The 25,378-nt window shown below is 73.3% G+C and carries 24 protein-coding genes; 14 read left to right on the forward strand and 10 right to left on the reverse strand.

Going from position 1 to position 25,378, the window contains the following annotated elements; translation table 11 throughout:
- Positions 1 to 286: 286 nt before the first annotated feature.
- From ACWCQS_RS21700 to ACWCQS_RS21720, 5 genes are all read right to left on the reverse strand, one after another.
- Positions 287 to 1,024, reverse strand: a complete 738-nt coding sequence (locus tag ACWCQS_RS21700) for a polysaccharide deacetylase family protein (RefSeq protein WP_451005937.1) — start codon at positions 1,022 to 1,024, stop codon at positions 287 to 289.
- A gap of 27 nt (positions 1,025 to 1,051) precedes the next feature.
- Positions 1,052 to 1,987, reverse strand: coding sequence for a DMT family transporter (locus ACWCQS_RS21705; RefSeq protein WP_451005938.1), 936 nt, complete (start codon positions 1,985 to 1,987; stop codon positions 1,052 to 1,054).
- 6 nt (positions 1,988 to 1,993) lie between these two features.
- Positions 1,994 to 2,848, reverse strand: a complete 855-nt coding sequence (locus tag ACWCQS_RS21710) for an SDR family NAD(P)-dependent oxidoreductase (protein ID WP_451005939.1) — start codon at positions 2,846 to 2,848, stop codon at positions 1,994 to 1,996.
- A 540-nt stretch (positions 2,849 to 3,388) separates the two neighbouring features.
- On the reverse strand, positions 3,389 to 3,916 hold the full coding sequence (locus tag ACWCQS_RS21715; RefSeq protein ID WP_451005940.1) for an SRPBCC family protein: 528 nt from the start codon (positions 3,914 to 3,916) through the stop codon (positions 3,389 to 3,391).
- A 30-nt stretch (positions 3,917 to 3,946) separates the two neighbouring features.
- Positions 3,947 to 4,267 carry an ArsR/SmtB family transcription factor gene (locus tag ACWCQS_RS21720; RefSeq protein WP_450983613.1) on the reverse strand — a complete coding sequence of 107 codons (321 nt, stop codon included), beginning with the start codon at positions 4,265 to 4,267 and terminating at the stop codon, positions 3,947 to 3,949.
- Positions 4,268 to 4,432: 165 nt separating this feature from the next.
- Between ACWCQS_RS21720 and ACWCQS_RS21725 the strand changes: the two genes are divergently transcribed.
- The 6 genes from ACWCQS_RS21725 to ACWCQS_RS21750 all read left to right on the forward strand — a co-directional run bounded on the left by ACWCQS_RS21725 (position 4,433) and on the right by ACWCQS_RS21750 (position 8,869).
- Positions 4,433 to 5,941 carry an MFS transporter gene (locus ACWCQS_RS21725; protein ID WP_451005941.1) on the forward strand — a complete coding sequence of 503 codons (1,509 nt, stop codon included), beginning with the start codon at positions 4,433 to 4,435 and terminating at the stop codon, positions 5,939 to 5,941.
- A gap of 76 nt (positions 5,942 to 6,017) precedes the next feature.
- Positions 6,018 to 6,515, forward strand: a complete 498-nt coding sequence (locus ACWCQS_RS21730) for a methyltransferase family protein (RefSeq protein WP_451005942.1) — start codon at positions 6,018 to 6,020, stop codon at positions 6,513 to 6,515.
- Positions 6,516 to 6,570: 55 nt separating this feature from the next.
- On the forward strand, positions 6,571 to 6,747 hold the full coding sequence (locus tag ACWCQS_RS21735; RefSeq protein WP_451005943.1) for a hypothetical protein: 177 nt from the start codon (positions 6,571 to 6,573) through the stop codon (positions 6,745 to 6,747).
- Between the two features lie 243 nt (positions 6,748 to 6,990).
- On the forward strand, positions 6,991 to 8,004 hold the full coding sequence (locus ACWCQS_RS21740) for an iron-containing redox enzyme family protein (protein WP_451005944.1): 1,014 nt from the start codon (positions 6,991 to 6,993) through the stop codon (positions 8,002 to 8,004).
- Entirely contained in the window at positions 8,005 to 8,679 is a 675-nt protein-coding gene (locus ACWCQS_RS21745) for a HemK2/MTQ2 family protein methyltransferase (protein ID WP_451005945.1), read from the forward strand.
- Positions 8,660 to 8,869, forward strand: coding sequence for a CDGSH iron-sulfur domain-containing protein (locus tag ACWCQS_RS21750; RefSeq protein WP_451005946.1), 210 nt, complete (start codon positions 8,660 to 8,662; stop codon positions 8,867 to 8,869). The genes ACWCQS_RS21745 and ACWCQS_RS21750 overlap by 20 nt, the downstream gene beginning before the upstream one ends.
- A 198-nt stretch (positions 8,870 to 9,067) precedes the next feature.
- Here ACWCQS_RS21750 and ACWCQS_RS21755 read toward each other — a convergent pair whose 3' ends face one another.
- A complete protein-coding gene (locus ACWCQS_RS21755; protein ID WP_451005947.1) occupies positions 9,068 to 9,502 on the reverse strand; it encodes a protease inhibitor in 435 nt (144 codons plus the stop codon).
- 335 nt (positions 9,503 to 9,837) lie between these two features.
- Here ACWCQS_RS21755 and ACWCQS_RS21760 point away from each other — a divergent pair, with 335 nt between their 5' ends.
- The 5 genes from ACWCQS_RS21760 (at position 9,838) to ACWCQS_RS21780 (ending at position 14,881) form a co-directional block, all read left to right on the forward strand.
- Positions 9,838 to 10,401: a hypothetical protein gene (locus tag ACWCQS_RS21760; protein WP_451005948.1), complete on the forward strand. Its 564-nt coding sequence runs from the start codon at positions 9,838 to 9,840 to the stop codon at positions 10,399 to 10,401.
- A gap of 155 nt (positions 10,402 to 10,556) precedes the next feature.
- Positions 10,557 to 12,152 carry a purine-cytosine permease family protein gene (locus tag ACWCQS_RS21765; RefSeq protein WP_451005949.1) on the forward strand — a complete coding sequence of 532 codons (1,596 nt, stop codon included), beginning with the start codon at positions 10,557 to 10,559 and terminating at the stop codon, positions 12,150 to 12,152.
- Positions 12,149 to 12,820: a cyclase family protein gene (locus ACWCQS_RS21770; protein ID WP_451005950.1), complete on the forward strand. Its 672-nt coding sequence runs from the start codon at positions 12,149 to 12,151 to the stop codon at positions 12,818 to 12,820. Before ACWCQS_RS21765 ends, ACWCQS_RS21770 begins: the two co-directional genes overlap by 4 nt.
- Before the next feature lie 126 nt (positions 12,821 to 12,946).
- Positions 12,947 to 13,603 carry an alpha/beta fold hydrolase gene (locus ACWCQS_RS21775; protein WP_451005951.1) on the forward strand — a complete coding sequence of 219 codons (657 nt, stop codon included), beginning with the start codon at positions 12,947 to 12,949 and terminating at the stop codon, positions 13,601 to 13,603.
- 108 nt (positions 13,604 to 13,711) lie between these two features.
- Complete coding sequence (locus ACWCQS_RS21780) at positions 13,712 to 14,881, forward strand: lactate 2-monooxygenase (RefSeq protein ID WP_451005952.1); 1,170 nt, start codon at positions 13,712 to 13,714, stop codon at positions 14,879 to 14,881.
- A gap of 64 nt (positions 14,882 to 14,945) precedes the next feature.
- Here ACWCQS_RS21780 and ACWCQS_RS21785 read toward each other — a convergent pair whose 3' ends face one another.
- The 3 genes from ACWCQS_RS21785 to ACWCQS_RS21795 form a co-directional block, all read right to left on the reverse strand.
- Positions 14,946 to 16,691 carry an RICIN domain-containing protein gene (locus tag ACWCQS_RS21785; protein ID WP_451005953.1) on the reverse strand — a complete coding sequence of 582 codons (1,746 nt, stop codon included), beginning with the start codon at positions 16,689 to 16,691 and terminating at the stop codon, positions 14,946 to 14,948.
- Between the two features lie 503 nt (positions 16,692 to 17,194).
- Complete coding sequence (locus tag ACWCQS_RS21790) at positions 17,195 to 17,572, reverse strand: hypothetical protein (protein ID WP_030739759.1); 378 nt, start codon at positions 17,570 to 17,572, stop codon at positions 17,195 to 17,197.
- Positions 17,573 to 17,575: 3 nt separating this feature from the next.
- Positions 17,576 to 17,815: a hypothetical protein gene (locus ACWCQS_RS21795; RefSeq protein ID WP_388625325.1), complete on the reverse strand. Its 240-nt coding sequence runs from the start codon at positions 17,813 to 17,815 to the stop codon at positions 17,576 to 17,578.
- 176 nt (positions 17,816 to 17,991) lie between these two features.
- Between ACWCQS_RS21795 and ACWCQS_RS21800 the strand changes: the two genes are divergently transcribed.
- Positions 17,992 to 18,501, forward strand: coding sequence for a methylated-DNA--[protein]-cysteine S-methyltransferase (locus ACWCQS_RS21800; protein WP_451005954.1), 510 nt, complete (start codon positions 17,992 to 17,994; stop codon positions 18,499 to 18,501).
- Positions 18,502 to 18,512: 11 nt separating this feature from the next.
- Positions 18,513 to 19,235, forward strand: coding sequence for a 2OG-Fe(II) oxygenase (locus ACWCQS_RS21805; RefSeq protein ID WP_451005955.1), 723 nt, complete (start codon positions 18,513 to 18,515; stop codon positions 19,233 to 19,235).
- A 222-nt stretch (positions 19,236 to 19,457) separates the two neighbouring features.
- On the opposite strand, the gene ACWCQS_RS21810 is transcribed toward ACWCQS_RS21805, so the two are convergent.
- Positions 19,458 to 22,550, reverse strand: coding sequence for a glycoside hydrolase family 2 TIM barrel-domain containing protein (locus ACWCQS_RS21810; protein ID WP_451005956.1), 3,093 nt, complete (start codon positions 22,548 to 22,550; stop codon positions 19,458 to 19,460).
- Positions 22,551 to 22,815: 265 nt separating this feature from the next.
- On the opposite strand from ACWCQS_RS21810, the gene ACWCQS_RS21815 reads away from it, so the two are divergent.
- Complete coding sequence (locus ACWCQS_RS21815; protein ID WP_451005957.1) at positions 22,816 to 25,215, forward strand: SpoIIE family protein phosphatase; 2,400 nt, start codon at positions 22,816 to 22,818, stop codon at positions 25,213 to 25,215.
- Positions 25,216 to 25,378: the final 163 nt, after the last annotated feature.

A 25,378-nucleotide genomic window follows, 5' to 3' on the forward strand; every position in this document is an offset into this window, starting at 1 on the left:
CGGCTGGAGTCCGTCCCTCCGGCGACTGTGACGCGCCAACACGGCGCACTGACGACCGCCGGACAACCGGCCCCGTGCGTCGCCCGTCCCACCTGAACTCAGCGACTCGAAGCCGGACACGCAAGGCGGCTGCTCGCCCTGGGCTCCGGGACACGGCGACCGGCGCTTCGGCGGTTCCTCGGCCTTAGCTGAGCCGCCGCGCGGCGCTCGTGTCACTGCCGGGCCCGGTGGATCGGGTTGCTGGTCGCCCGGTCCCGGCGCGGGGCGCGGCAGCGAGTCGGCCTGCTCAGCAGCGTGCCTCGTGGTCGCGCAAGGGGCCGACCGAGAGGCCGGCCTCCTGGCAGTCCGCGACCAGGTCCGGCAGCGCGCCGAGGGCCGAGCGCCAGCAGCCGGGGGCCGCGAGCCGGTCGCAGTCGTGCAGCAGGACGGTGCCGCCGCCGCGCAGGTCCGCCGCCACCAGGGCCCGCACCGACGCGGGGGTGGCCTCGGCCGTCCAGTCCTTGCCCCACGCCGACCAGAGCACCGGCCGCAGCCCGGCCCGCCGTGCGGCCAGCCAGCGTCCGGAGGTGAGGATCCCGTACGGCGGGCGGTACCACTGCGGGCGGTGGCCGGAGAGCTCGTGCAGGGCGTGGACGGTCCGGGCGACCTCGGCCGCGTCCCGGGCGGGGGCGGGGAGCCAGGGACGGTCGTGCGTCCAGCCGTGCACGGCCAGTTCGTGTCCGCGCCGGGCGGTCTCCCGGACCAGCGCGGGATGGCGCACCACGTTCTCGCCGAGCACGAAGAACGTGGCCCGCACGCCGAGGTCGTCCAGCACGTCGAGGAAGCGGGGCGTCGACCGCGGGTCGGGGCCGTCGTCGAAGGTCAGCGCGACGTGCCGACGGCGGCCGGTGCCGGAGAGCCGCGGGAACAGCAGCAGCCGCACCCCGGGCAGCCAGGTGGCCGCCGGTCCGATGTGCGCGGCGGCGACGGCGGCCGGCAGCAGGACGGCCGCGGTCCGCCATGGACGGCCGGACATGGGGGACATCGCCCACCCGCCTTCCCGTTCGTGTCCTCACCGGTGCGTCCGGTGCAGACGCCTCCCGCTCTCCTTCCCGTCCCGTGACCGCGTGTCCCACTCCCGCCCCACGGCCGGAGCCCGGGCCAGTCCGATGCTGCCCGCCCCGATCAGCGCGACGCCGAGCGCCTCCGGCAGCATCCGCAGCCCGAGGTGGATCGCCTCGGCGAACAGGACCCAGCCGAGGACGACGCTGGTGAGCGCGTCGCCCAGGGTGAGGGCGGGCTGGGAGGCGGTGAGCGATCCGGCGCCCAGCGCGCTCTGCAGCAGCAGGAAGGCGACGAGTCCGGCACCGGCCGTGGCGTACGGCGACCAGTGGGTGAACATCGCCGCGGGCCCGTGTCCGAGCCGCCCCACGGCCTCCTTGAGCAGCGCGGCGGTGGCGGCGAAGCACACGGCGGAGGCGAGGCCGAACAGCGCGGCCCGGAGCGCGCCCTTCGTCGGACGGGCGGCGGCCACGAGGAGCACGACCAGGCCGAGCGCGCCGCCGCCGCCCAGCAGCCAGGCCTGGGGCGGCGCGGTCGGCCGGCCCGCGCCCGGGGCGGCCGCCAGCAGGAAAAGGGCCAGCCCGGCGGCGAGGGCGACGAAGGCGAGCCAGGTCCACAGGGCGGGGCGGCGCCGGAAGACGACACCGCCCACCAGGAGAGTGCACAGCAGCTCGGTGGCGAGCAGCGGCTGGACCAGGGAGAGGCTGCCCACGGCCAGCGCCCCGGCCTGCAGCAGCCCCGAGACCGCCAGCAGCGCGGCGCCCGCGAGCCAGTACGGGCGCCGCAGCAGCCGTCCGAGCCGGCGCACGGCCCGCCTCGCCCCGCGGCCCCCGTCGGCCCCGTCGTCCTCGGACCGCTCCTGCACTGCGGCCCGGCGCTGCAGCACGGACGCGGACGCGTTGGTCAGGGCCGCGAGCAGCGCGAGCAGCACCGTGACGGTGAGCACGGCAGGTCACCCGAAGCGGGCGGCGAGCCACCGGTAGAGCCCGGGCGCGACGCCGCGCACCTGGGCGGGGTACCGCAGCCAGCCGGGGACGTACACCTCGTCTCTGCCGTGCCGGACGGCGGCCCAGACGGCGTCCGCCACCCGCTCGGCCGGCACCGGGCGCGGCCATGCCCGCGTGTAGGGGGCGCCCCGACGCTCGAAGAACGGCGTGTCGACCGCGCCGGGGATCACCAGGGTCACGCCCACGCCGGTGCGGCGCAGCTCGTAGCGCAGGGCGTCGGCGAAGGCGGCGAGGGCGGCCTTCGCGGCGGAGTACACGGCCTCGCCGCGCACGCCCACGCTGCCCGCCACGGACCCGATGAGCACGATGCGTCCCGAGCCGGCCGCGACCATGTGGGGCAGCAGGGCGCGCACGAGGTGCAGGGTGGCCAGCAGGTCGACGCCGACGATCTCGTCGATGCGCGTGTGCGGCATGCCGGTGAAGTCGCCTGCCCAGCCCAGGCCGGCGCACGCCACCAGCAGGTCGAGGCGGCCGGCGTGGTCCAGGACCAGATCGGTGAGCAGACGGTCGGCGCCCGGCCGGGTCAGGTCCGCCGGTACGGCCAGGGCGTCGAGCGGGGCGGCCACCTGCTCCAGGCGGGTGGCGTCCCGCCCGTTCAGCACCAGCCGCCAGCCTCCCTCGGCGGCGAGCCGGCGGGCGACGACGGCACCGATGCCCGAGGAGGCGCCCGTCACCAGGGCGGTACCGCCACGGGCGGCCCGGTTCCCGGCGGATCCCAGGACGGAGCCCGCGTCCGGGACGGTGGTCGCGACCGGCCCGGCGCGTTTCGACGGTCCTGCGGGGGGCGGGGCGTGGGACATGGTGACGACCTCACTGCGACATGTGGGCACGGGCTCGCGAACTCCGGGGCCGAACCTTCGCGGTGTATCCAGGGCGCCACACACTGAAACACCGCGCACGGCGGAGTCCCGCCGAACGCGTGCCGCCGGTGTACGGACGGGGTCCGGGTCGCCGGGTGGTGCGTCCGGGACGATCACGGGTTGCGGGGAACGGAAGGGGAGCAGGACCGGGGGCATGGGGCCGACGTCACGACCGTACGCCGAGACGTCCCCGACAGCCCAGTCGTGGAGCCCGGCCCGCCCTCCGGCGCCGCCCGGCAGCGGGCGAGCGCGCCCCGGGCCACGGTCACCTGCGCGATGAGTCCGAGGAGTTCTCGGGTACCGAGGGACAGGCGGGTGAGTTCCGGGCCCGGTGCGCGTAAGCGAGCGCCGGGAGCCCGCGTTCCTCGTGCGCCCGGACGGCCATTCGGGCGCACGGGTGTGCTCGGCCAGGCAGCCCAGGCCCTGCGCGTCGTCCGCGGACCTGCGCCGGGTGTTCGCGAGCCGGCCGGCGGGCGCCGGTCAGTCCAGGCCCGGCACGGGCGCGCCGGAGGGCACGCCGGCGCCGAGGTAGGCGTCGTAGAACTCCTTCCAGGCCGGGCTCACCCCCGCGTGCGCGCCCTCGAAGCGCTCGCTGCGCGCCTTGGCGTCGAGCGCGGCGAGGCACACCTCCCAGCCGGCGCCGTTACGGGCGGCGGTGTTCGCCTCACTGAGGACGTTGGTGAGCGTGAACCGGGTGCGCCCTTCACCGACGGCCTCCAGGTCGAAGTGGAGTTCGTCGCCGCCCCATGCGAAGGACAGGTGCCGGGGCGGGTCGACGGCGAGCACACGGCCGGTGGACTCGGGCATGTTCGGGTCGCCGCTGAAGCGGATGGTGCCACCGGGGCGCAGCTCCATCTCGGCGCGGGAGGGGAACCACTGGGCCAGTTCGTCGGGATCGGTGACGAAGCGCCAGACGCGGTCCGCCGGGTGGTCGTAGGTGCGGCTGAAGCGGACGGCGGGGCGGCCGTCCGGAAGGGTCAGATAGGTGCCGGTGAGGTCGACGGGCATGGTGCGTCAAGTCCTTCGCTGTGGGGGGGGTCACGTGTCGTCCGACGTCTCGTCGAGGCGCCGGCCCAGGGCGTCCAGGCTGCGGTTCCACAGCCGACGGTAGGGCGCCAGCCAGGCGTCGAGGGCGGCGATCGGTGCCGGGTCGAGGGCGTAGACGCGGCGCTGCGCGTCCTGCCGGACCCGGACCAGGCCCGCCTCCCGGAGCACCTTCAGATGCTTGGAGGTGCTCGGCTGGCTCAGCCCACAGGCCTCGACGATCTCCCCGACGGACCGGGGACGCTCCAGCAGGAGCGCGACGATGGCCCGCCGGTGCGGGTCGGCGAGGGCGGACCAGAGCGCTGTGTCGGACACGAGCCTTAATATGCCTCGGCAGTTATATGCCCGTCAAGGAATGAAGTGAAGAGAAACGTTGCCGTTTCGCTAGGCGTGCCGTAAGGCACGATGTGTACGAAACAGTTTCGTTTAGGAGCTGTCCGCCTTCCCGTACCCGAACGACTTGCCCTGGAGTGGTTCCCCATGCCCCAGAAGACCCTGGCCGAGGGCTCCCGAGCAGGAGCCGCCGCGATCGAACACGGCGGCGTTGCCTCGCCCAAGCGGTGGTGGATCCTCGCGGTCATCGCCCTCGCCCAGCTGATGGTCGTCCTCGACGCCACGATCGTGAACATCGCCCTGCCCTCCGCCCAGACGGACCTCGGCTTCTCCGACGGCAACCGGCAGTGGATCGTGACGGCGTACGCCCTCGCCTTCGCCTCCCTGCTGCTGCTCGGCGGCCGGATCGCCGACCTGTTCGGCCGCAAGCCCGCCTTCCTCGTCGGCGTCGTCGGCTTCGCCGCGGCCTCCGCGCTCGGCGGCGCCGCGAACGGCTTCACCATGCTGGTCGTCGCCCGCGCCCTGCAGGGGGCCTTCGGCGCGCTGCTCGCGCCCGCCGCGCTGTCGCTGCTGAACACCACGTTCACCGACGCACGGGAACGGGCCCGCGCCTTCAGCGTGTACGGCGCGATCGCCGGCGCCGGCGGTGCCGTGGGCCTGCTGCTCGGCGGTGTGCTGACCGACGCGCTCGACTGGCGCTGGACCCTGTACGTGAACGTGGCCATCGCGGTCGTCGCCTTCGCGGGCGGCTGGATCCTGCTGGGCAACCACCGCGACGCGGCGAACGCCAAGCTGGACGTGCCGGGCACGGTCCTCGTGGCCGCCGGTCTGTTCTCCCTCGTCTACGGCTTCTCCAACGCCGAGACCCACCACTGGGGTTCGCCGCTGACCTGGGGCTTCCTGATCGCGGGCGGTCTGCTGCTGGCGGCCTTCACCTGGTGGCAGACCCGGGCCGCGCATCCGCTGCTGCCGCTGCGCATCCTGCTCGACCGCGACCGCGCGGCCTCCTTCGTCGCGGTGCTGATCACCGGCGGGGGCATGTTCGGCGTGTTCCTCTTCCTGACCTACTACCTCCAGCTCAACCTCGGCTTCAGCCCGACGAAGACCGGTGTGGCCTTCCTGCCCATGGTCGGCGCGCTGATGGTCACGGCCCAGCTGGGCACCACGGTCCTGCTGCCCCGGATCGGCCCGAAGGCGGTCATCCCGCTGGGCTTCGCCGTCGCCACGGCCGGCATGGCCTGGCTGACCGGCATCGGACTCGGCTCGCACTACCTGAGCGCCGTGCTCCCCCAGCTGATCGTGATCGGCGTGGGCCTGGGCCTGGTCATGCCGACGGCCATGCAGCTGGCCACCGGCGGGGTCGCGGCCGAGGACGCGGGTGTGGCCTCCGCGACCGTCAACGCCATGCAGCAGGTGGGCGGTTCGATCGGCACGGCACTGCTGAACACCCTCGCCGCGAGCGCCGCCACCGACTACCTCTCCGGCCGGGACGCCACCAGTAAGCTGGTGCGGGCACAGGCGACGATCGAGAGCTACACGACCGCCTTCTGGTGGTCGGCGGGCTTCTTCGCCGCGGGCACGGTGCTCGCCTCCCTGTTCTACCGGCGCGGAGTGCCGCGGCAGGAGGCGGGAGCCGCACCGGTCGTCCACATGTGACAGCCACGCGCCATCCGGCCCGAGGGGCCGCCGTCAGCAGGGAGACGGCGGCCCCTCGTCCTGGCATGGTGGGCTTGTGCGCAAGGCGTCGGCGGCGCTCGGCAGCGCCCTGTTCCTCGTCCTCGTCTCGGGCAGCGCGGCCGTGCTGGTGCCGTGGTGGCTGACCGGTGGCTGGCGGGCCGGCCACTGGTGGCCGCTGCTGCGGCTGCTCGGTCTGCTGCCCCTGGCGGCCGGTGCCGTCGTCATACTGGCGGCCTTCACCCGGTTCGCCCTGGAGGGGCTCGGCACTCCGGCGCCGGTCGCGCCGCCCGTGCGGCTGGTGGTGAGCGGCCCCTACCGGTACGTGCGCAATCCGATCTACGTCGCGGTGGTCGCCGTACTCATCGGGCAGGGTCTGCTGCTCGCCCGCCCGGTGCTCTTCGGTTATGCCGCCGGCGCCTGGGTGCTGACCTGGGCGTTCGTCCGCTGGTACGAGGAACCGGGACTGGTGCGACGGTTCGGCGCCGAGTACGAGCGCTACTGTCGGGCGGTGCCGGCCTGGCGGCCCCGGCGCACTCCCTGGCAGAGCGCTTGAGACGCCGTCGGCGGGTAACTCAGCGATCAGGGGTACGGCGGCGGAAGGAGAGGCCATGACCAGCGAGGAAGACGAGCAGGAGCGCAAGGAACAGTTCGACACCGCCCTGCAGGAAGTGCTCCGGGAGGTGGAGGAGGCCGAGAAGCGCGACGAGGACAGGGCCGCCGGCGGCGAGGCCGGGGACGCCATCACGCCGAACACCGAGGCGCAGGAGCAGGCGGACGAGGAGTGAGGAGACCGGCCGGGGGCCGGCCGTGAGCTCCGGGGGGCAGCACACATGCGCCCCAGCCGTGGCCACGGCTTGTGCGCGCCGACCGCTGAGCCACACCGGAGATCTTCCCGGGCCGAACGACCGCCGGTGTCCTTCCCGACGCCCGGCCACCACCGGCAGCCGTCCCGCGACCGAGGCACCACCCGCAGCCGTCCCCGGGAGGGCACTAGCCGTGCCCTCCCGGGGCCTGGGTACCCGGTTCCCATGAACAGCCATGAGCGCGGGCCCCGGCTGCCCCCGCCCCGAGGCCCCCTCTCCGCCGCGGTCGCCGCCCGTCTGCGCGGCGCAGGACCGCTCCCCCGCCCCGCCGAGGCCGAGGAGGCGGATCCCTACGGCGACGACCCGCAACTCGCCCTGTACCTCTGCTACGAACTGCACTACCGGGGCTTCGCCGGCGTCGGCCCCGAGGCCGAATGGGATCCGGACCTGCTGCGTGTCCGCGCCGCGCTGGAGCGCCGCTTCCTGTCCGGGCTGCGCGCCGACACGCCGGGCCACGACAGCCTCGACGACGCCCTCGCCACGCTGCTGGTCGAACCGGTCGAGGGCAGCGGCGTCAGCCATTTCCTTTGCGCCGAGGGCGAGTTGTGGCAGCTGCGCGAGTACGCCGCCCAGCGCTCGCTGTACCACCTGAAGGAGGCCGACCCGCACGCCTGGGTGCTGCCGCGGCTGTGGGGCCGGGCCAAGGCGGGGATGGCGGCGGTGGAGTTCGACGAGTTCGGCGGCGGCCGGGCCGACCGGATCCACGCGCGCCTGTTCGCCGCGCTGATGACGGACCTGGGCCTGGACAGCGCCTACGGCCGGTATCTGGACGCGGCCCGCGCGGAGATGCTCGCCGTCGTCAACCTGATGTCCCTGTTCGGCCTGCACCGCGGGTTGCGCGGCGCGCTGGTGGGCCACTTCGCCGACGTGGAGATCACCTCCTCTCCGGCCTCCCGCCGGCTCGCCGAGGCCATGCGCCGCACCGGCGCCGGCCCCGCGGCGGAGTTCTTCTACGACGAGCATGTCGAGGCGGACGCCGTCCACGAACAGGTCGTACGCCTTCAGGTGATCGGCGGGCTGCTCGCCGAGGAGCCGGAACTCGCGGCGGACGTGACCTTCGGGATCGACGCCACCGAGTATCTGGAGGACCGGCTGGCGCGGCGGTTGCTCGCCGACTGGCGCGCCGGGCGCTCGTCCCTGCGTACACCCCTGGTGCCGGAGGTGTCCCATACATCCTGAATGTCGGGGTACTCGCGCGGTGTGATCGCTGTGGTGCTTCCGGGCGTGTACGCCCCGCAGGACGACACGGAGTTGCTGGCCGAGTCCCTCCGCGAGGAGGCCCCGGCGCCCGGCGCCCAGGTGCTCGACGTCGGCACCGGCAGCGGGGCGCTGGCCCTGGAGGCGGCCCGGCACGGCGCCGAGGTGACCGCCGTGGACGTGTCCCGGCTGGCGGTGTGGACGGTGCGGATGAACGCCTGGCTGACCCGGCTGCCGGTGCGGATCCGGCGCGGCAACCTCTTCGGACCGGTCCGGGGCCGTACGTACGACCTCATCCTCGCGAACCCGCCGTACGTCCCCGCACCCGAGGCCGGACGCGGGCCGCGTGGCCGGGCCCGGGCCTGGGACGCGGGCCGGGACGGCAGGCGGGTGCTGGAGCGGATCTGCCGGGACGCGCCCGTACTGCTGCGCCCCGGAGGTGTGCTGCTGGTCGTGCAGTCCGCGCTCAGCGATCCCGAGCGCACCCTGCGACTGCTGCGCGCCGCAAGTCTGAAGGCCTCGGTGGTCCGGCGTCGCTGGATCCCCTTGGGTCCCGTGCTGCGCTCGCGGGAGGACTGGCTGCGCCGGTGCGGTCTGCTCGCACCGGCCGCTCAGGAGGAGGAGTTGGTGGTCGTCCGTGCCGAACGAACGCGCTGACCGGGCCCGCCGGATCACGGTGCGGCGGCAGGGGCCGCTGCTCGTCGAGGGGCCGGTGGAGGTCGAGTTGGAGGACGGCACCGCGGTGTCCTCGGACCGTTTCCTGGTCGCTCTGTGTACCTGCCGGCACAGTCGCCGTTACCCCTGGTGCGACACGAGTCACCGGCGCAAGACCAAGGACAGCGGTTGAAACCGGCTGTTTTTCGCCGCTCCCCGGGAAGGCCCCCCACGGGCCCGCCCGGGGAGCGGCTGTGTGCCCGGAAGCCGGCGGGCGGCCCCACTCCGCCCGTCGGTTCCGGTGCGAGATCGCAGGTTCCCCGCTCCAGGGGCCGCACTCCCCGGTTGCGGACCTGTTCCGGCGTGTGCGGGGTCCGCTGCGATCCCGGTCCTAGAAGGCGAAGACGCCGCCGCCCACGGAGTCCCGCACGCAGGTGTTGCCGAAGGTGCGCTCGTAGGAGACGCGCTTGCCCTGCCAGACGCCCTGGACGGTGACGACGACCGGGTCGTACAGCTTGTTGCACCACACGTCGCTGGCAGGCTTCAGGGCGTCGAAGTCGCCGTCCGTGCCGCGCAGTTCGGCGCAGGCCGAGGCCGCTGCCGGGTGGGTGCCGGAGGCCGTGGGGGCGCAGGTCAGGGTGACGGCGCGCTCCGGGGTGGCCGTGGCCGCGTCGTTGCCGTGGCCGGTGGTGAGGACCAGCGCCGAGGGGGCGTAGAGCGACGACGGGGCGGCGTCCGGTGCAGCGACGGCGGCCCCGGTCAGGGGTCCGCAAACGGCGGCGGCCGTGAGGCCGAGGGCCGCTGCCCAGCGCGCGGTGTTCCGCATTGTATGCATCCTTCCGCTCGGATAGACGGTTGCCGGCTCCGACCCGGTGGGCGCCGGAGCGGCGAGCGCCACTCTGCCGAGTCCGCCGCCGAAACACACATCGAACCCACCGGTTTCAGTAACCTTGCGTGTTGAAACAGTGGCGTGAAGTTACGGAAATAGAAGACCCTGACCGCGCAACTGAGCGGTTCTTGATCATAGAGAGCGGTCACATGGCCGAAAATCACCGGCTCGTTAATCGGCCTGAAACATTCCGGGTTCGCCGCGAGTGAAAGCTTTCACGACGCCTTCACGACTCCTTGCGTTCATGAAGGCGTCCGCGTAACGCTGATTACATGATTACAGCAGAGCAGAAAGAGAAGCTGCGCGGCTGGTTCGCCGGCCGTCTGCCGGACGATCTCTTCGAGGAACTGGTCGAGGTCACCGCCGACCGCGAGGAGATCACCGTGATCGGCCGCGTCCCCGAGCCCCGGCTCGCCGAGGGCGCCTCGGACGCCGAGCGGGAGGAGGCACTGCGCGCCCGGATCCAGGAGTTCCGCGAGCGCACCCGCGAGGACCGGATGGAGGTGGCCCGTGAGGCCGAGCACCTGTTCCGCCGCAAGGTCTCCTGGGGCGTGGTGTGCGGTCCGGAGCGTGCCCTGTTCACCCATGTCGCCGCGCCGGTCATGACCCGGCTGCGCCAGCCGGAGCGTCAGGTGCTGGACACCCTCATCGCCGGGGGCGTCGCCCGCAGCCGCAGTGACGCCCTCGCCTGGTGCGTGCGCCTGGTCCAGCGCCACACCGAGGACTGGCTCACCGAGCTGCGCGAGTCGCTGGAACACGTCCAGCGGGTACGGGCGCAGGGACCCGACGCGGAGGAGGTGGCCGATTCCTCCACTGACGACGGCGAAGATGGATGAATCGCCCTCTGGCAGGGGTCTTCACCGCGGTCTTACCGTCTGCAGACCGCTCCGGGCGACCCCTGCCGGCGCCGCACCACCCCTGCGGCCCGGCGGTCGTCCGCCACCGCCGCGCGACCCAGCGCTCCATCGCCGCGACCTCGCTGGAGCCCTCCGTGACCCCTCAGTCCCCCGACTCGCCGACCGCGCCGCCGCCGGCCCTCACCGAGGTCGAGCCCTACGGCGTCGAGCGCATCCCCGACGCGGACCGCACCGCGACCCCGCTGGACCTGTTCCGGGTCGCCTTCGGCGGCGCCAACACCTTCTCCACCTGCGTACTCGGCGCGTTCCCGATCCTGTTCGGACTCTCCTTCTGGCAGGGCCTCGCGGCCACCGTCCTCGGTGTCGTCGCGGGTGCGCTGATCCTCTGCCCCATGGCCGTGTTCGGCCCGGTCAACGGCACCAACAACGCGGTCTCGTCCTCCGCTCACCTGGGCGTGCACGGCCGCGTGGTCGGTTCGTTCCTGTCGCTGCTGACGGCCGTCGCGTTCTTCTCCATCTCGGTGTGGAGCTCCGGCGACGCCCTGGTCGGCGGCGCCCACCGGCTGTTCGGCCTGGAGCGCGGCACGCCGTCGTACGTCGTCGCGTACGCCCTGTTCGCCGGGCTGGTCCTCGCGGTGTGCGTGTACGGCTTCCGGCTCATGCTGTTCGTCAACAAGATCGCGGTGACCTCGGCGACCGTGCTGTTCCTGCTCGGCGCGATCGCCTTCGCCGGTGACTTCGACCCGTCGTACGCCGGTGTGTTCACGGCCTCGGCGGACGCGGCGACCAGGTCGATGTTCTGGCCGTCGTTCATCGGGGCAGCTCTGATCGTGCTGTCCAACCCGGTGTCGTTCGGCGCGTTCCTCGGCGACTGGTCGCGCTACATCCCGGCCGGCACCCCGCGGCGCAAGGTGGTCGGCGCCGCGTTCCTCTCCCAGATCGCGACCCTGCTGCCGTTCGTCTTCGGCCTGGCGACCGCGAGCATCATCGCGACGAAGGCGCCGAAGTACGTCGACCCGGCCGCGCCCGACTTCGTGGGCGGGCTGCTGGCGATCTCGCCGAGCTGGTTCTTCCTGCCGGTGTGTCTGCTCGCCCTGATCGGCGGCATGTCGACGGGCACCACCTCGCTCTACGGCACCGGCCTGGACTTCTCGTCGGTGTTCCCGAAGCTCTCCCGCGTGCAGGCGACGCTGCTGGTCGGCGTGTTGTCCATCGCGTTCATCTTCACCGGCCGGTTCGGCCTGGACCTCGTGCAGTCCATCTCGACGTTCGCCACGATGATCATCACCTGCACCACGCCGTGGATGGTCGTGATGATGCTCGGCTTCTACACCCGGCGCGGCTGGTACGACCCCGACGCGCTGCAGGTCTTCAACCGCCGTCAGCGCGGCGGCCGCTACTGGTTCGCGCACGGCTGGAACTGGCGTGGCATGACGGCCTGGTGGGTGGCCGCGGTGATCGGCGTGCTGTTCACGAACATCCCGGGTCAGTTCGTCGGCCCGCTGGGCGACCTGGCGAACGGCGTCGACATCAGCCTGCCGCTGTCGCTCGCGGTGGCCGCGATCCTCTTCCTGACGCTGCTGCGGCTGTTCCCCGAGCCCCGGGCGGCGTACGGCCCCGAGGGCCCGCGGCTGGCCCGTACCGTCGAGGCCCCGGTGCCCCCGATCACCGGTCCCGGCACCCCGGCGGACGAGGCGTCTCCCGCGCTCGCGGCCGAGGGCGGCCGATGACCGCCTGGATCGACCTGTCGGTGCCGATCGTCACCGGGATGCCCGTGTATCCCGGTGACCCTCAGGTCACGGTCTCCCCCGCGCTGCGGGCCCCGGCCGACGGCGTCAACGTCCTGGCGCTGCACCTGGGTTCGCAGTCCGGCACCCACGTCGACGCGCCGTACCACGTCGACGACGCCTGGCCGCGCCTGGACGAGCTGCCGCCGGACCGGTTCGCCGGGCCCGCGGTCGTGGCCGACGTGCGGGGACTGCCCGCCCGCTCGCCGATCACCGAGGCCCTGCTAGCCCCCGCGCTCGACGCCCTCACGGCCACACCCGGCGCACTGCTGCTCCTCGCCACGGGCTGGTCGGAGCACTGGGGCAGCGACGCCTGCCTCGACCACCCCTGGCTGACCCCCGGGGCCGCCCGGGCCGTGGTCGAGACCGGCGCCCGTACCGTGGCCGTGGACGCGCTCAGCGTGGACCCGACCCCCCGGCCCGGCGATCTGGACGCGGGCCACGGTCTGCCGGCCCATCGGGTGCTGTGCGGCGCGGGCGGCGTCATCGCGGAGAACCTCACCGGCCTGGACCGCCTGGTCGGGGCGGAGGCGGTCGAGGTGTTCCTCTTCCCGCTGCTGCTTCCGGGGGCGGACGGCGCGCCGGTGCGGGCGATGGCCCGGACCGGCTGAACGCCTCGCGGGCTGCCCGGTGGTGGAGCGCGCGCCTGCCCGCAGGTCCGGCACGGCCGCGACCGGAATCGTCAACTCCGCCGCCTCCAGGCGTAGTTGCCGGATCCATGCGGTACGTTGGCGGCCATGACCGACTTGGTGCTGGTGGCGGGCGCATGGCTGGGCGCATGGGCGTGGGACGAGGTGGCGGCCGACCTGCGCGCCGCCGGCCATGAGGTGCACGCCCTCACGCTGTCCGGGCTGGCCGAGAAGAAGGAGTTGCCCGCCGGGCAGCGGATCCACGTCCAGGACATCGTCGACGAGGTCGAGCGGCTGGACCTGCGGGACGTCGTCCTGGTCGGGCACAGCTACTCGGGCGTGCCGGTCGGACAGGCGGCCGAGCGGATCGGCGACCGGCTGCGCCGCGTGGTGTTCGTCGACTCCAACGTGCCGGCGGACGGCGTGTCGTTCCTCGACGACTTCCCCCAGCGACCACATCCGTGCCGCTCTCGCCGAGCACGACGGCGTGTGGCCGCTCCTGCCTCCGGCGGCCTACGCGAACCAGGACCTCACCGACGAACAGATCGCCCGTCTCATCGACGAGGGCACCCCGCACCCGGCCGCCACGCTGACCGAACCGGCCGTGCTGAAGCGCCCACTTGCCGAGCTGCCGGCGACGTACATCAAGTGCCTCCTGGACGGCCGCGATCCACTGCCCGCCGTGACCGAGGCGCTGCGCGGCGGACGCTGGGAGCTGGTCGAGCTCGACACCGGCCACTGGCCGATGTTCTCCACGCCCCGTGAGCTGGCCCGCATCCTGGACACAGCAGCCACCCGTCGCTGAAGCCCCCGACTACCCGCCAGTATCGTCGGGCTGCACGCGTACTCAGCGACGAGAGGCGGGACGGCCGGATGGCGAAGCACTGGGCTGATTTCCAGTACGAGATCTATCTGAACGGGATGTCGGGCGCCGTGCCCCGGCTCCCCACCGACCTGACCCGGCTGGAGGAACTGGCCGAACACCGGCTCGGTCCGGGCCCGGTGGGCTATGTGGCGGGAAGCGCGGGCGACGGCAGCACGGCCCGCGCCAACCGGGCCGCGCTCGCCCGGCGCCGGATCGTGCCGCGCATGCTGCGCGACGTGGCCGAGCGCGATCTGTCGGTCGAGGTGCTCGGCCGGGCACTCCCGGCGCCGCTGGCGCTGGCACCCGTCGGCGTGCTGTCGATCATGCATCCGGACGCCGAGTCCGCCGCCGCCCGGGCCGCCGCCGCGCAGGGCGTGCCGTACCTCCTGTCCTCGGCGTCGAGCACGCCGATGGAGCAGGTGGCGGAAGCGATGGGGGACGCCGAGCGGTGGTTCCAGCTGTACTGGGGCAAGGACCGTGAGGTGACGCGGAGTTTTCTGAGCCGGGCGAAGGCCGCCGGGTTCTCGGTGCTCGTGGTCACCCTGGACACCCCGCTGCTGGCGTGGCGGCCGCGCGACCTGGACCAGGCGTATCTGCCGTTCCTGCACGGCGTGGGCACCGCGAACTACTTCACCGACCCGGCGTTCCGGGCGGGACTCGCCAAGCCCGTGCACGAGGATCCGAACGCGGCGGTGCTGCACTTCCTCGGCCTGTTCGGGGACGCCGGCCACACCTGGCCGGACCTGGCGTTCCTGCGGGAACACTGGGACGGCCCGATCGTGCTCAAGGGCATCCTGCACCCGGACGACGCCCGACTCGCCGCCGACGCCGGGGTGGACGGCGTGGTGGTCTCCAACCACGGCGGCCGGCAGGTGGCCGGCTCGGTCGCCGCGGCCGATGCGCTGCCCCGGGTCGCGGACGCGGTCGGCGACCGGCTGACGGTGCTGTTCGACAGTGGGGTGCGCACCGGCGACGACGTGTTCAAGGCACTGGCCCTCGGCGCGCGGGCCGTGCTCCTCGGCCGGCCGTACGTCTACGGGCTCGGACTGGACGGGCAGTCCGGCGTGGAGCATGTCATCCGGTGCGTGCTGGCGGAGCTGGATCTGACGCTGGCTCTGTCCGGGCACACCGGTCCGGGGACGGTGACGTCGGCGGACCTGGTCGAGGACCCGGCCTGACCCCGGCCCGCCGAGCGCTCCGCGGGGTGCCACGCAGCGCTCCGCAGGGTGCCGCGGCAGGCCGTCAGGCGTCCGCGGCGCCGTCTCGGCCGGTCGCGCGGTTCCCCGCGCCCCTTCGGGTCGCTGGGCCACCCGTGCCGGCGATCGAGAGGGAGCCGGGGCTCGCAGAGGCCACATCGGTCACCCAGCGCTGGCCGGCCGACCCGTCCCGCACCTTGACCACGAGATCGGCGCCCACAGCGTCGGCGGATGTCGCCAGCGCGAGCGTCCGGTCCCAGCGGGGCAGCAACTCGCCCGCCGCGGTGAGGTCGTAGCGCACGTCGTCACCTCGCTTGGTCCCGGCGTCCGCGCAGGTGCCGAGGATCACCACTCCGGCGTCGGCGTGCGAGTCCAGGCACAGCCCCGGGGCGGCCTCGCTGCGCAAGCGCCCGTCGGCCTCGTACGTCCACTGCTGGGTCGGTGCCGAGGAGCAGACGGCGAGGACCGCGCCCGCACCGGCCTTCGGCGTGCCCTTGATGTCCAGGCACAGGTCGGCGGCGGCGTTGCGCAGCCGGGCGGGGCGGCCGGTGGCGGGCAGTCCCGCGGTGCCGGACGCGGTGGCCGAGGCGGGCGGGGACTGGCCGCCGGCGCTGCCGGGGACGGCGCTGGTGGAGGCGACCGGGTCGGTGCCGTCGCCGCCCTCCGGCCACACACTGATCGCGAGGACGGTCGCGAGCAGTCCGGCCGAGGCCACGCCGACTCCGGTCAGCAGCGTCCTGGACGACCAGGCGGTGCCGGGGACCCGGGCCGGCGGTCCGGGCTCGCCGCCGTGCCGCCGGCCGCGGGACCCGGAGACCCGGGTCCCGGGTTCGCCGTCGGCGCGCCGCCCGGTGCCGGGCAGGGCGACACGATTCAGCAGACCGGGCTTGCCGCCGCCCCGCCGGCGCCCGCCGGATCGCCGGGAGCCGCCGCGGGTGCGGGCGGTACCGGGGCGGCGGCCGGGACGCGAGTCGAGATAGCGGCGGGCGCCCCAGCCGAGCACGGCCTCGGCGAGCAGCACTCCCAACGCCGCGTCGGCGTGACCCAGTTGCTCGGCGGCGTGCCGGCAGTAGGAGCAGGCGGACAGATGCTCCTGGACGTCGGGCAGCAGGGCGCCGGCGCCGCCGCGGCGGATCGGAACGTCGAGCAGACGGTTGTAGTAGCGGCATTCCTTGCCGGGCGCGAGTTCCCGGTGGGCGCGTACCAGGCCCTCCCGGAATTTCTCGCGCGCCTGTTCCAGCGCGACCGCCGCACTCTCGATGTCCACGCCGAGCAGTCCGGCGGGAACGGTTATCGGCTCGGCCTCGACCTCGATGTGCCAGAGCAGCGCCTGCTCCAGCCGGGGAAGGGCGTGGAATGAGCGGTCCGAGAGGGCGCGGTTTTCCGGTATCAGGGTCTTCGCGGCGCGCATACCGCGGCCCCCGGCGGGTTTCCCGAGTCCGGGCAGTACGGCGGTGATCCGGTCGGTGCCGGACCAGTTGACGACCGTGTCCCGGACCGCCACGAGCAGCCGGGGCCGCAGCGCCTCCGCTGGTTCGCCGAGCGCGAGCCGGCCGAGCACCTGGTGGAAGGCGGTCGCGGTGACCATGTGGGCGAGCGGCCCGGTCAGGGCCAGGCAGACGACCGCGTAGTCCTGCGCCGGCTGCCAGTGCCGGGACATCAGCAGGGCTGCGGAGCGGGAGGCCTCCGCATCGGAACCGGCCCGCAGCGGACCGGCGAGCGACTCGTCGGACTCCCCGGGGTCGCCGCCCGGCGGCGGATAGGGAGGACGAGGAGGGTGGGGGGTGGGCACTGAGCGGATTCCTTTGGTGCGACGTGCGTTGATGCGTAGCTCTGCGACGCGCGCGGAAGGAATTGGCCGGCGCTCGGCCGGTTAAGTTCTGCAACTGCCGGGAGAACCCCGGATATTTCCCCCCGCACGGTCGTTTCAACCCTTGCACAACTTCCACACGAGCAACAAGGCGCCCGCAGACATCGGCGGTCTTGAAAGAAAGTCAGAAACCGCCCTCCGCCGGGCTCCCGTGCAGCGGCTTTCGGTTTTTCGTGCGCCCCGTGTGAAGCACGCGCACACGGCGGCGGGGCCGCGCACGCTTCCTGGGTGTGCGGTCCGGTAGTGGACTGGGGCCGGCCTCCTCGGAAAGGCCCCGCGCGGGATGGCGGCTCTCCCGCGCGAAACCGGCCGCCGGCCCCGCTCCTCCCGCCCTCGGCCGGCGGCCCTGCCCACCCTGCCCCGGACGGCGGCCCCGGCGGCTTCCCCCGCCGGCCGGGGCGGGACGGGTTCTGTGGGCCGCCCGCTCATATCTGCCAGGACCGCAGCCGGTCGGCCGCGCCGTACACGTCCGTCTTGCCGGAGATCAGATCGCGGGCGAGGTCGACGAGGGCGCCGTAGGGCGGGTCGATGCCCACGCCGCTGACGAACATGTAGGCCACGGCGGTCGCGCAGGCGAAGCGGGCGTTGGCCGCGGGCAGCGGCTTGAGCACGGCGAGGGTGTGCAGCAGGGCGGCGGCCCGCCAGGCGGGGTCGGAGTCCACACCGAGCCGGGGCGGATCCACGCGGTGCCGGGCGACGGCGGCGACCAGCGCGGAGAAGTCGTCGACCGCGGGCTGGTCGGGCAGGACCTCCTCGTGGCGCTGGAGCAGCCAGGGGACGTCGATATGGATGACGGAAGGCATGCGTCAGGCGGCCTCGTCCTTCGTGGGGGACTCGTCATCGGGGAAGGCCGCGGCGAACTCCTCGGCGTGCGCGGCGAAGAACGTGCGGAAGGCCTCGGCGCCCTCCTGCAGCGCCCGGTGCCGGGCGATGTCGGCGGCGGCGGCCTCGCGCACGAGGGCCTTCATCGACGTACCGCGCTCCTTGGCGATCTGCCGCAGGTCCTCTAGTTCCCGTTCGCTGAACTCCACATTCAGAGCTGGCATGCCCCTCACGGTACCGCGCGGGTACTTAGCCGTAAATATCGGCAGGTCAGATGCCCTTCCCACCGGTACCTGCGGGATCGCAGGGCCATGTCCGATTCCCGCCGGTCACGCGGCCCGCACTGCAGCAGACTCGGCAGCGAGGAAGAAGCCGACAGCGCGAACCCAGGAGCCCTGCCATGAGCACACGTACCGTCCACACCCTCCACCCGAGCCCGCTGGGCGACCTCCTGCTGACCGGCACGGTCTCCGCGGCCGGCCTGACACTCGGCTCGCTCGGCATGCCGGGGCAGCGCGGCGCGCCCGTCGTCCGCGCCGAGGGCCGCGACGACGGACCGTTCACCGAGGCTCACCGGCAGCTGGACGCCTACTTCGCGGGCCGCCGGACCCGTTTCGAGCTGCCGCTCGCTGCCACCGGCACCCCGTTCCAGCGGGCGGTGTGGCAGGCCCTCGACGACATCCCCTACGGCACGACGACCACGTACGGCGAACTGGCCGCCCGGCTGGGCGTGCCGCGCGCCGACCTGCGCGCGGTGGGCCGGGCGCTCGGCGCCAACCCCCTTCTGCTCGTCCGCCCCTGCCACCGGGTCATCGGCGCGGACGGCTCGATGCGCGGTTACGCGGGCGGAGTCGAACGCAAGCTGTGGCTGCTCACACACGAGGGCGCGCTGCAGCCGGCCCTGCTGTGAAGGAGGACCTCATGACGTTCACCCCGGCCGAGGCTCGCCGCCGAGTGGCCCGCACCGACTGGGCCGCGCTCGCGGCCGAGCTGGACGAGCACGGCAACGCGCCCACGGGCCCGCTGCTCTCCCCCGCGGAGTGCGCCGACCTGGCCGCGCTCTACGACAAGCCGGAACTGTTCCGGACGACGGTCGATCTGGCCCGGCACCGGTTCGGCGCCGGCGAGTACCGCTACTTCACCCATGACCTGCCCGCCCCGGTGGCCGCGCTGCGCGCCGCGCTCTACCCGCGGTTGCTGCCGGTCGCCCGGGACTGGGCGGCCCGTCTGGGCCGCCCGGCGCCCTGGCCCGACTCCCTCTCCGAGTGGCTGGAGCGCTGTCACGCCGCCGGCCAGGACCGCTCGGCGCAGATCCTGCTCAGCTATGGTCCGGGCGACTGGAACGCCCTGCACCGGGACGTGTTCGGCGAGCTGGTCTTCCCGCTCCAGGTGGTGGTCGCGCTGGACGCGTACGGCACCGACTACACCGGCGGCGAGTTCCTCATGGTCGAACAGCGCCCGCGCGCCCAGTCCCGGGGCACGGCGAGCATCCTGCGCCAGGGCCACGGCCTGGTGTTCACCACCAGGGACCACCCCGTGCGCACCCGCCGAGGCTGGTCGGCCGGGGCGATGCGGCACGGGGTGAGCACCGTACGGTCGGGCCGGCGGCGAACGCTGGGGCTGGTGTTCCACGACGCGGCCTAAGCGCACCGCGCGGATCCGACAACCGGGCCCACCCGGCACCGCCGCTCCGGCGGCCCGTCCCGGCCCGGCGGTGGCCGCCGGTCACGGGCACATCCGCAACCCAGCCGCGGAGCGCGGTCCCCCGGCACGCCGGGCCGTGAGCAGGACGCCCTTGTCTGGCCTCGCGGGAGGAAGGTGTGGTGCTCCGGAAGGTGGGCGACGCTCCCGTATCCGGCGTTCTCCTCACACATCCAGCCTGCTGATCCGCACCGCCCCCTTCGCCTCCCCCGGGTAGGCGCTCGTGAGCGTCAACCGCAACCGGGAGCCTCGTATCGCATCGAAGGCGATCACCGTCGGACTGTCCGACGCGGTGGCCCAGTCCACCTTCGCGCCCGTGACCGGGACGAAGGCTCGCCCGTCCCACACCGTCACATCGGCCTTCGCGGGCAGGGTGTGCGCGGCGTCCACGGTGAAGGAGACCGCCACCCGGTCGAAGGTCCGGGTGCGCCCGAAGTCGACCGAGACCCAGTCCTCGGCGCGGGCGCCGTTGAACGCGGGCAGCAGCGCGGTGGCCGACTTGGCGAAGGCGTTGGACCAGCCGGTGGCGGGGTCGCCGTCGAGCATCGCGGCGGGCAGGGTGTCCGGGCGGCCGGAGTAGCCGGCGTCCGCGTAGGGGTAGTTCGCGGGCGACGGGCGGTCGGGCCGGAAGTCGGCTGCCGGAGTGCGGGCGGTGTCGCGCGCGGGGGTGGTGGGCGCGCTCGCCGTGCCGGTGCGCAGGCCGTCCGCCCGGGCGGTGACCGTCAGCGGGCCGGGCTTGGTACCGGAACGGACGATGGCGAGGGCCTTGCCGTGGAACGCGCTGCGGGTGCTCGCCTGGTAGCGTTCGGCGCTCTCCTCGCGGCCGTTGTCGACCCCGGCCAGGGAGCCGCCGGTGACGTCGAAGGTGATGAGGTGCGCCGCGTCGGGCACCACCACGCCGTGCGCGTCGACGATCTCGGCGGTGACGAAGATCAGCGAACGGCCGTCGGCAGCAACGGAGTTGCGGTCCGCAGTCAGCCGTACGGCATGCGCGGCACCCGCCGTGCGCAGCACATCGGTGGCGACCACCTTGCCGTCCCGCCGGGCCACCGCCTTCAACTCGCCGGGCTGGAACGGTACTTTCCAGGTCAGGTGCAGCTTGCCCGCGCTGCCGTTGGGACTGGTGTAACTGCCCGGGTAGGGGCCGTCGGTGAAGGTCTTGTCGTCGCCCGTCGCCTCGGTGGTCTCCAGGTAGCCGCGGCCGTCGGTGGTCCGCTTGACGTCGAACTGCCGTACGCCGAGGGACCTTCCGTTGAGGAACAGCTCGACCTGCGGCACGTTCGCGTACGCCCAGACCTCGACCGTGTCGCCCTCCTCGTGGTTCCAGGTCATCGGCAGCAGATGGACCATCGGCTCGGTCGTCCACTGGCTCCTGAACAGGTGGTACATGTCCTTCGGGAACCCGGCCGTGTCGACCGCGCCGAAGAAGGACGTCTTGACCGGGAAGACGTCGTACGGCGTGGGCTCGCCGATATAGTCGATGCCGGACCACAGGAACTGTCCCGCGAACCACTTCCGGTCCCGGTCCTTCTTGTGCCCGTACTCGCCGCTCATCGTCCAGGAGGCGAGGTTGTTGTCGTAGGAGGAGGTCTCCCGCCTGCCCGGGGTGTGGTTCTCACCGGTGTTCAGGTGTTCCGGCTCCTGGTACGCGCCCCGGGTCGAGGTCTCCGAGGAGGACTCGGACTCGAAGAGGAACAGGTGGGGGTAGCGCGCGTGCAGCGCGTCGACCGACTTGGCCGTGTTGTAGTTGAGGCCCAGGCCGTCCAGCTTGGCGAGCATCAGGTCGGCCGCCGAGCCCTGGGCGGGTACGCCGTGGTACTTGTTCGAGCCGATCACCACCGGCCGGCTGTCGTCCGCGGCCTTGATCGCGCCGATGATCCGGTCGGCCATCGCGAGTCCGGCCGTCGAGGTGGAGTCGGGGATCTCGTTGCCGATGGACCACAGGACGACGGCGGGTGAGTTCCGGGCGGCCAGGACCATCTCGGTGGCGTCCTTCTCGCACCACTCGTCGAAGAAGCGGCCGTAGTCGTACCTGGTCTTGCCGGTGCGCCAGCAGTCGAAGGCCTCCACCATCATCACGATGCCCAGCTCCTCGCAGACCTGGATCATCTGCGGCGAGGGCGGGTTGTGGGAGGTGCGGAAGGCGTTGACGCCCATCGACTTCATGATCCGCATCTGTCTGCGGACCGCGTCGATGCTGATCGCGGCGCCGAGCGCGCCCTGGTCGTGGTGCAGGTCGACGCCCTTGATCTTGGTGTCCGTGCCGTTGAGGGAGAAGCCCTCATCGGGGTCGAAGCGGTAGCTGCGGATGCCGAAGGGGGTGCTGTAGGTGTCGGTGGTGCGGCCCGCGACGCGCAGTTCGGTGTGCAGGGTGTAGCGGTGCTCCGGGGTCGCGAAGTCCCACAGCAGGGGCTTGGCGACGGTCAGTTCATGGGTCTCGGTGGCCCGGTCGGAGACGGCGGCCGTGGTGGACGTGCGGGCGACCGTGCGGCCGTCGGGGCCGGTGATCCGGGACAGGACCTGGACGTCCGTTCCGGTGCCGGACTCGTTCAGCACCGTCGTGGCCACCCGGACCAGGGCGCTGCCCGCGGAGACCTCCGGGGTCGTGACCCGGGTGCCCCAGCGTGCCACGTGCACCGGTTCGGTGATCACGAGCCGGGCTTCGCGGTAGATGCCGCTGCCGGAGTACCAGCGGCTGCTCGGCAGTTGGTTCTGCACCTTGACCGCGAGCACGTTCGGCGTGCTGCCGTCGGTGTGCACGAGGCCGGTCAGGTCGAGGGCGAAGCCGGTGTAGCCGTAGGGGTGGCGGCCGGCCTCCGTGCCGTTGCAGTAGACGTACGAGTCCATGTAGACGCCGTCGAACTCCACGGAGACGCGCTTGCCGGCGTACGCGGGCGGCAGGGTGAAGGCGAGCCGGTACCAGCCGAGGCCGCCGGGCAGGAAGCCGGTGCCGCTGGTGGTGCCGTGGTCAGTGGTGGGGGTCTGCTCGATCGACCAGTCGTGGGGCACGGCGACCTCGCGCCAGGCCGAGTCGTCGTAGCCGGGGTCGGCGGCCTGCGCGTAGGCGCCGGTGGGATCGGTGATGCCGCCCGGATCGACCAGGGCGAAACGCCAGCCGTCCCGCAGGGGCACGGTGTGGCGTCCGCCGGCACCGGCGGTCGCCGCGGCGGCGGCCGGTGGTGCGGGGATGCTCAGCAGTGCTCCGGCCGCGGGTGTCGCGGTGGCGGCGACCAGAACCGATCGGCGAGTGACCGTCATGGCGGCTCTCCCTCATCAGGGCCCAGAAGTACTCACAACTGATCGTGAACAAACAGATTCTGACGGGTTGCCACATGCGATCGTCAAGGGTCCGGAGCCCCGCGACCGCCTCCGTCGGCACATCGGCCGGATTACCCCTTTGCCCCTGTTCGACCGACCGGCCAGGTCGGCGGTGGTGGCGGTTCACGGCAGGCCCCGAAGCACTACGCTGGAACACGAGAGGTGCCACCTGTTCACTGTGAGTGTGCGCTTGGGAGCGGCGAGGATGAGCCGGGGCTATCCGTTCGACGACGCGGCGACGGCCCGGGCCGTCATCGACGACGACGGACGGCTGGTCGAGTGGAACGAGGGCGCGAGGCGTCTGCTCGGCCACCAGCCGGACGACGTACTGGGCCGCCCCGCCGCCCGGCTCCTGGCGGAGGACGACATCCCGTCCCTGCCCACGGGCCCCCGCTGGCAGGGAACGGTCGGATTGCGCCACCGTGACGGCCGTACCGTCCCCGTCTGGCTGCTCGCCCACCGCCGGTCGGCGCACGACGGAGACGGCGGCAGCTGGCTCGTGGTCACCCCGCTGACCGGCATGGCACCGCCCGCCGAGGACGACCCGCTCGCCTCGGCGGGCCTGATCCAGTCGCCGTGCGCCGTGGCCGTGTACGACGCACAGCTGCGGCTGCGCCGGATGAACGACGCGATGGCCGAGGTCATCGGTCTGCCGGAGGAGCGCGTGCGGGGCCTGCGGCTCTCGGAGATCGGCGGCAAGCAGCAGAGCGAGGACCTGGAGCGGGGCATGCTCGAGGTGCTGACCACCGGCAGCCCGCTGGACATGCAGACCTTCATGCGCACCGGCGGCGAGGACCGCACCCACGCCTGGCTCGCCCGGATGGCCCCGGTCAGGGACGATCAGGGCCGGGTGCGCGGGGTGAGTCTGGCCGCGCACGACATCACCGACAACCACCGGGCCCGGCAGCGGCTGCAGCTGGTCAACGAGGCGAGCGTGCGCATCGGCAGCACGCTGGACGTCGCCCGTACCGCCCAGGAACTGGCGGAGGTCTGTGTGCCCGCGCTCGCCGACTTCGTCACCATCGACCTGCTGGACCCGCAGGACTACGGCGGCGAGCCACCGGCCCGCCTCACCGCGCCGGTCACCCTGCGCCGGGCCGCCCATCGGTCGGTCCTGGAGGGAGTGCCGGAGGCGGTGATGAGGCCCGGGCAGAACGAGGAGTACCCGGCGGGCTCGCCCCAGGCCGACTCGCTGACAGCGGGCCACACGATCCTCGGCTCGGTGGCGGCGGGCGAGACGCAGCCGTGGCTGACCTGGAGCACCGAGCGAGGCGAACGGGTGCGCAGATTCGGCGTCCACTGCTCGATGGCGGTGCCCATCCAGGCCCGTGGGCTCACTCTCGGTGTCGCGGTGTTCACCCGCCACCGGCGGCCGGACCCGTTCACCGCGGACGACCGGCTGCTCGCCGAGGAGATCACCACCCGGGCCGCCGTCTGCATCGACAACGCCCGCCGCTACTCCCGCGAGCGGGAGACCGCGCTCGCGCTCCAGCGCAGCCTGCTGCCCCGCACGCTGCCGCGCACGGCCGCGCTGGAGGCCTCCTCGCGCTATCTGCCGGCCGCGCGGGCCGGGGTGGGCGGCGACTGGTTCGATGTGATCCCGCTGTCCGGGATGCGGGTCGCGATGGTCGTCGGGGACGTCGTCGGGCACGGCGTCGAGGCCTCGGCCACCATGGGCCGGCTACGGACCGCCGTGCGCACCCTCGCCGACATCGATCTCGCCCCGGACGAGCTGCTCACGCATCTGGACGACCTGGTGGTCAGGCTGTCGGAGGAGTCCGGCGTCGTCACCAGCCCCGGTGAGGCGGGCAGCCCCGGCGAGGTCGGCGCGACCTGTGTGTACGCCGTCTACGACCCGGTGTCCCGGCGCTGCACGGTGGCCCGCGCCGGGCATCCGCCGCCCGTGGTGCTGCCGCCGGGCGGCATGCCCCGGGCACTGGACGTGCCCGCCGGTCCCCCGCTCGGCCTGGGCGGGCTGCCCTTCGAAGCCACGGAGGTGGAACTGCCCGAGGGCACCGTCCTCGCCCTGTACACGGACGGTCTGGTGTGGTCCCCGGACCGGGATCCGGAGACGAACCGGGCGATGCTCTACGAGGCGCTCGGGACGTACGCGGATTCCCTGGACGGGACCTGCGACCGGATCCTGCACACCGTGCTGCCGCCGGGCGGCTCCCTGGACGACGTGGCACTGCTGCTCGCCCGCACCCAGGGCCTGCCGGCCACGCAGGTCGCGACCTGGGACATCCCGGCCGACCCGGCACTGGTGGCGCCGATCCGCAAGCAGGCGGTGGAGCAGCTGGACACCTGGGGGCTGAGCGAGACCGCGTTCACGACGGAACTGGTGGTCAGCGAACTGGTCACCAACGCCATCCGGTACGGCTCGCACCCCATCCGGCTGCGGCTGATCCACGACACGAGCACGCTGATCTGCGAGGTGTCCGACACCAGCCACACCGCCCCGCACCTGCGCCGGGCCAAGATCTTCGACGAGGGCGGCCGCGGCCTGCTGCTGGTCGCCCAGCTCACCCAGCGCTGGGGCAGCCGGCACACCCCGGAGGGCAAGACGATCTGGGCGGAACTGCCGCTGTACGAGGTGGCGCAGTAGAGCGTCCCGGCGGCGCGGTTCCGGCCGGCCGGACGGCACCGGGCCCCGGCCACAACCCCCCGCCGCCGTGACGGTCGTCCACCGTCACGGCGGCGGCACACGGCCGGGCCGCCGGCCTCCGTCGGCGGTGACCGGGCCATCGGTGTCGGACCGGGAAACAGGT

It is taken from the genome of Streptomyces sp. NPDC002076, from assembly GCF_053593835.1.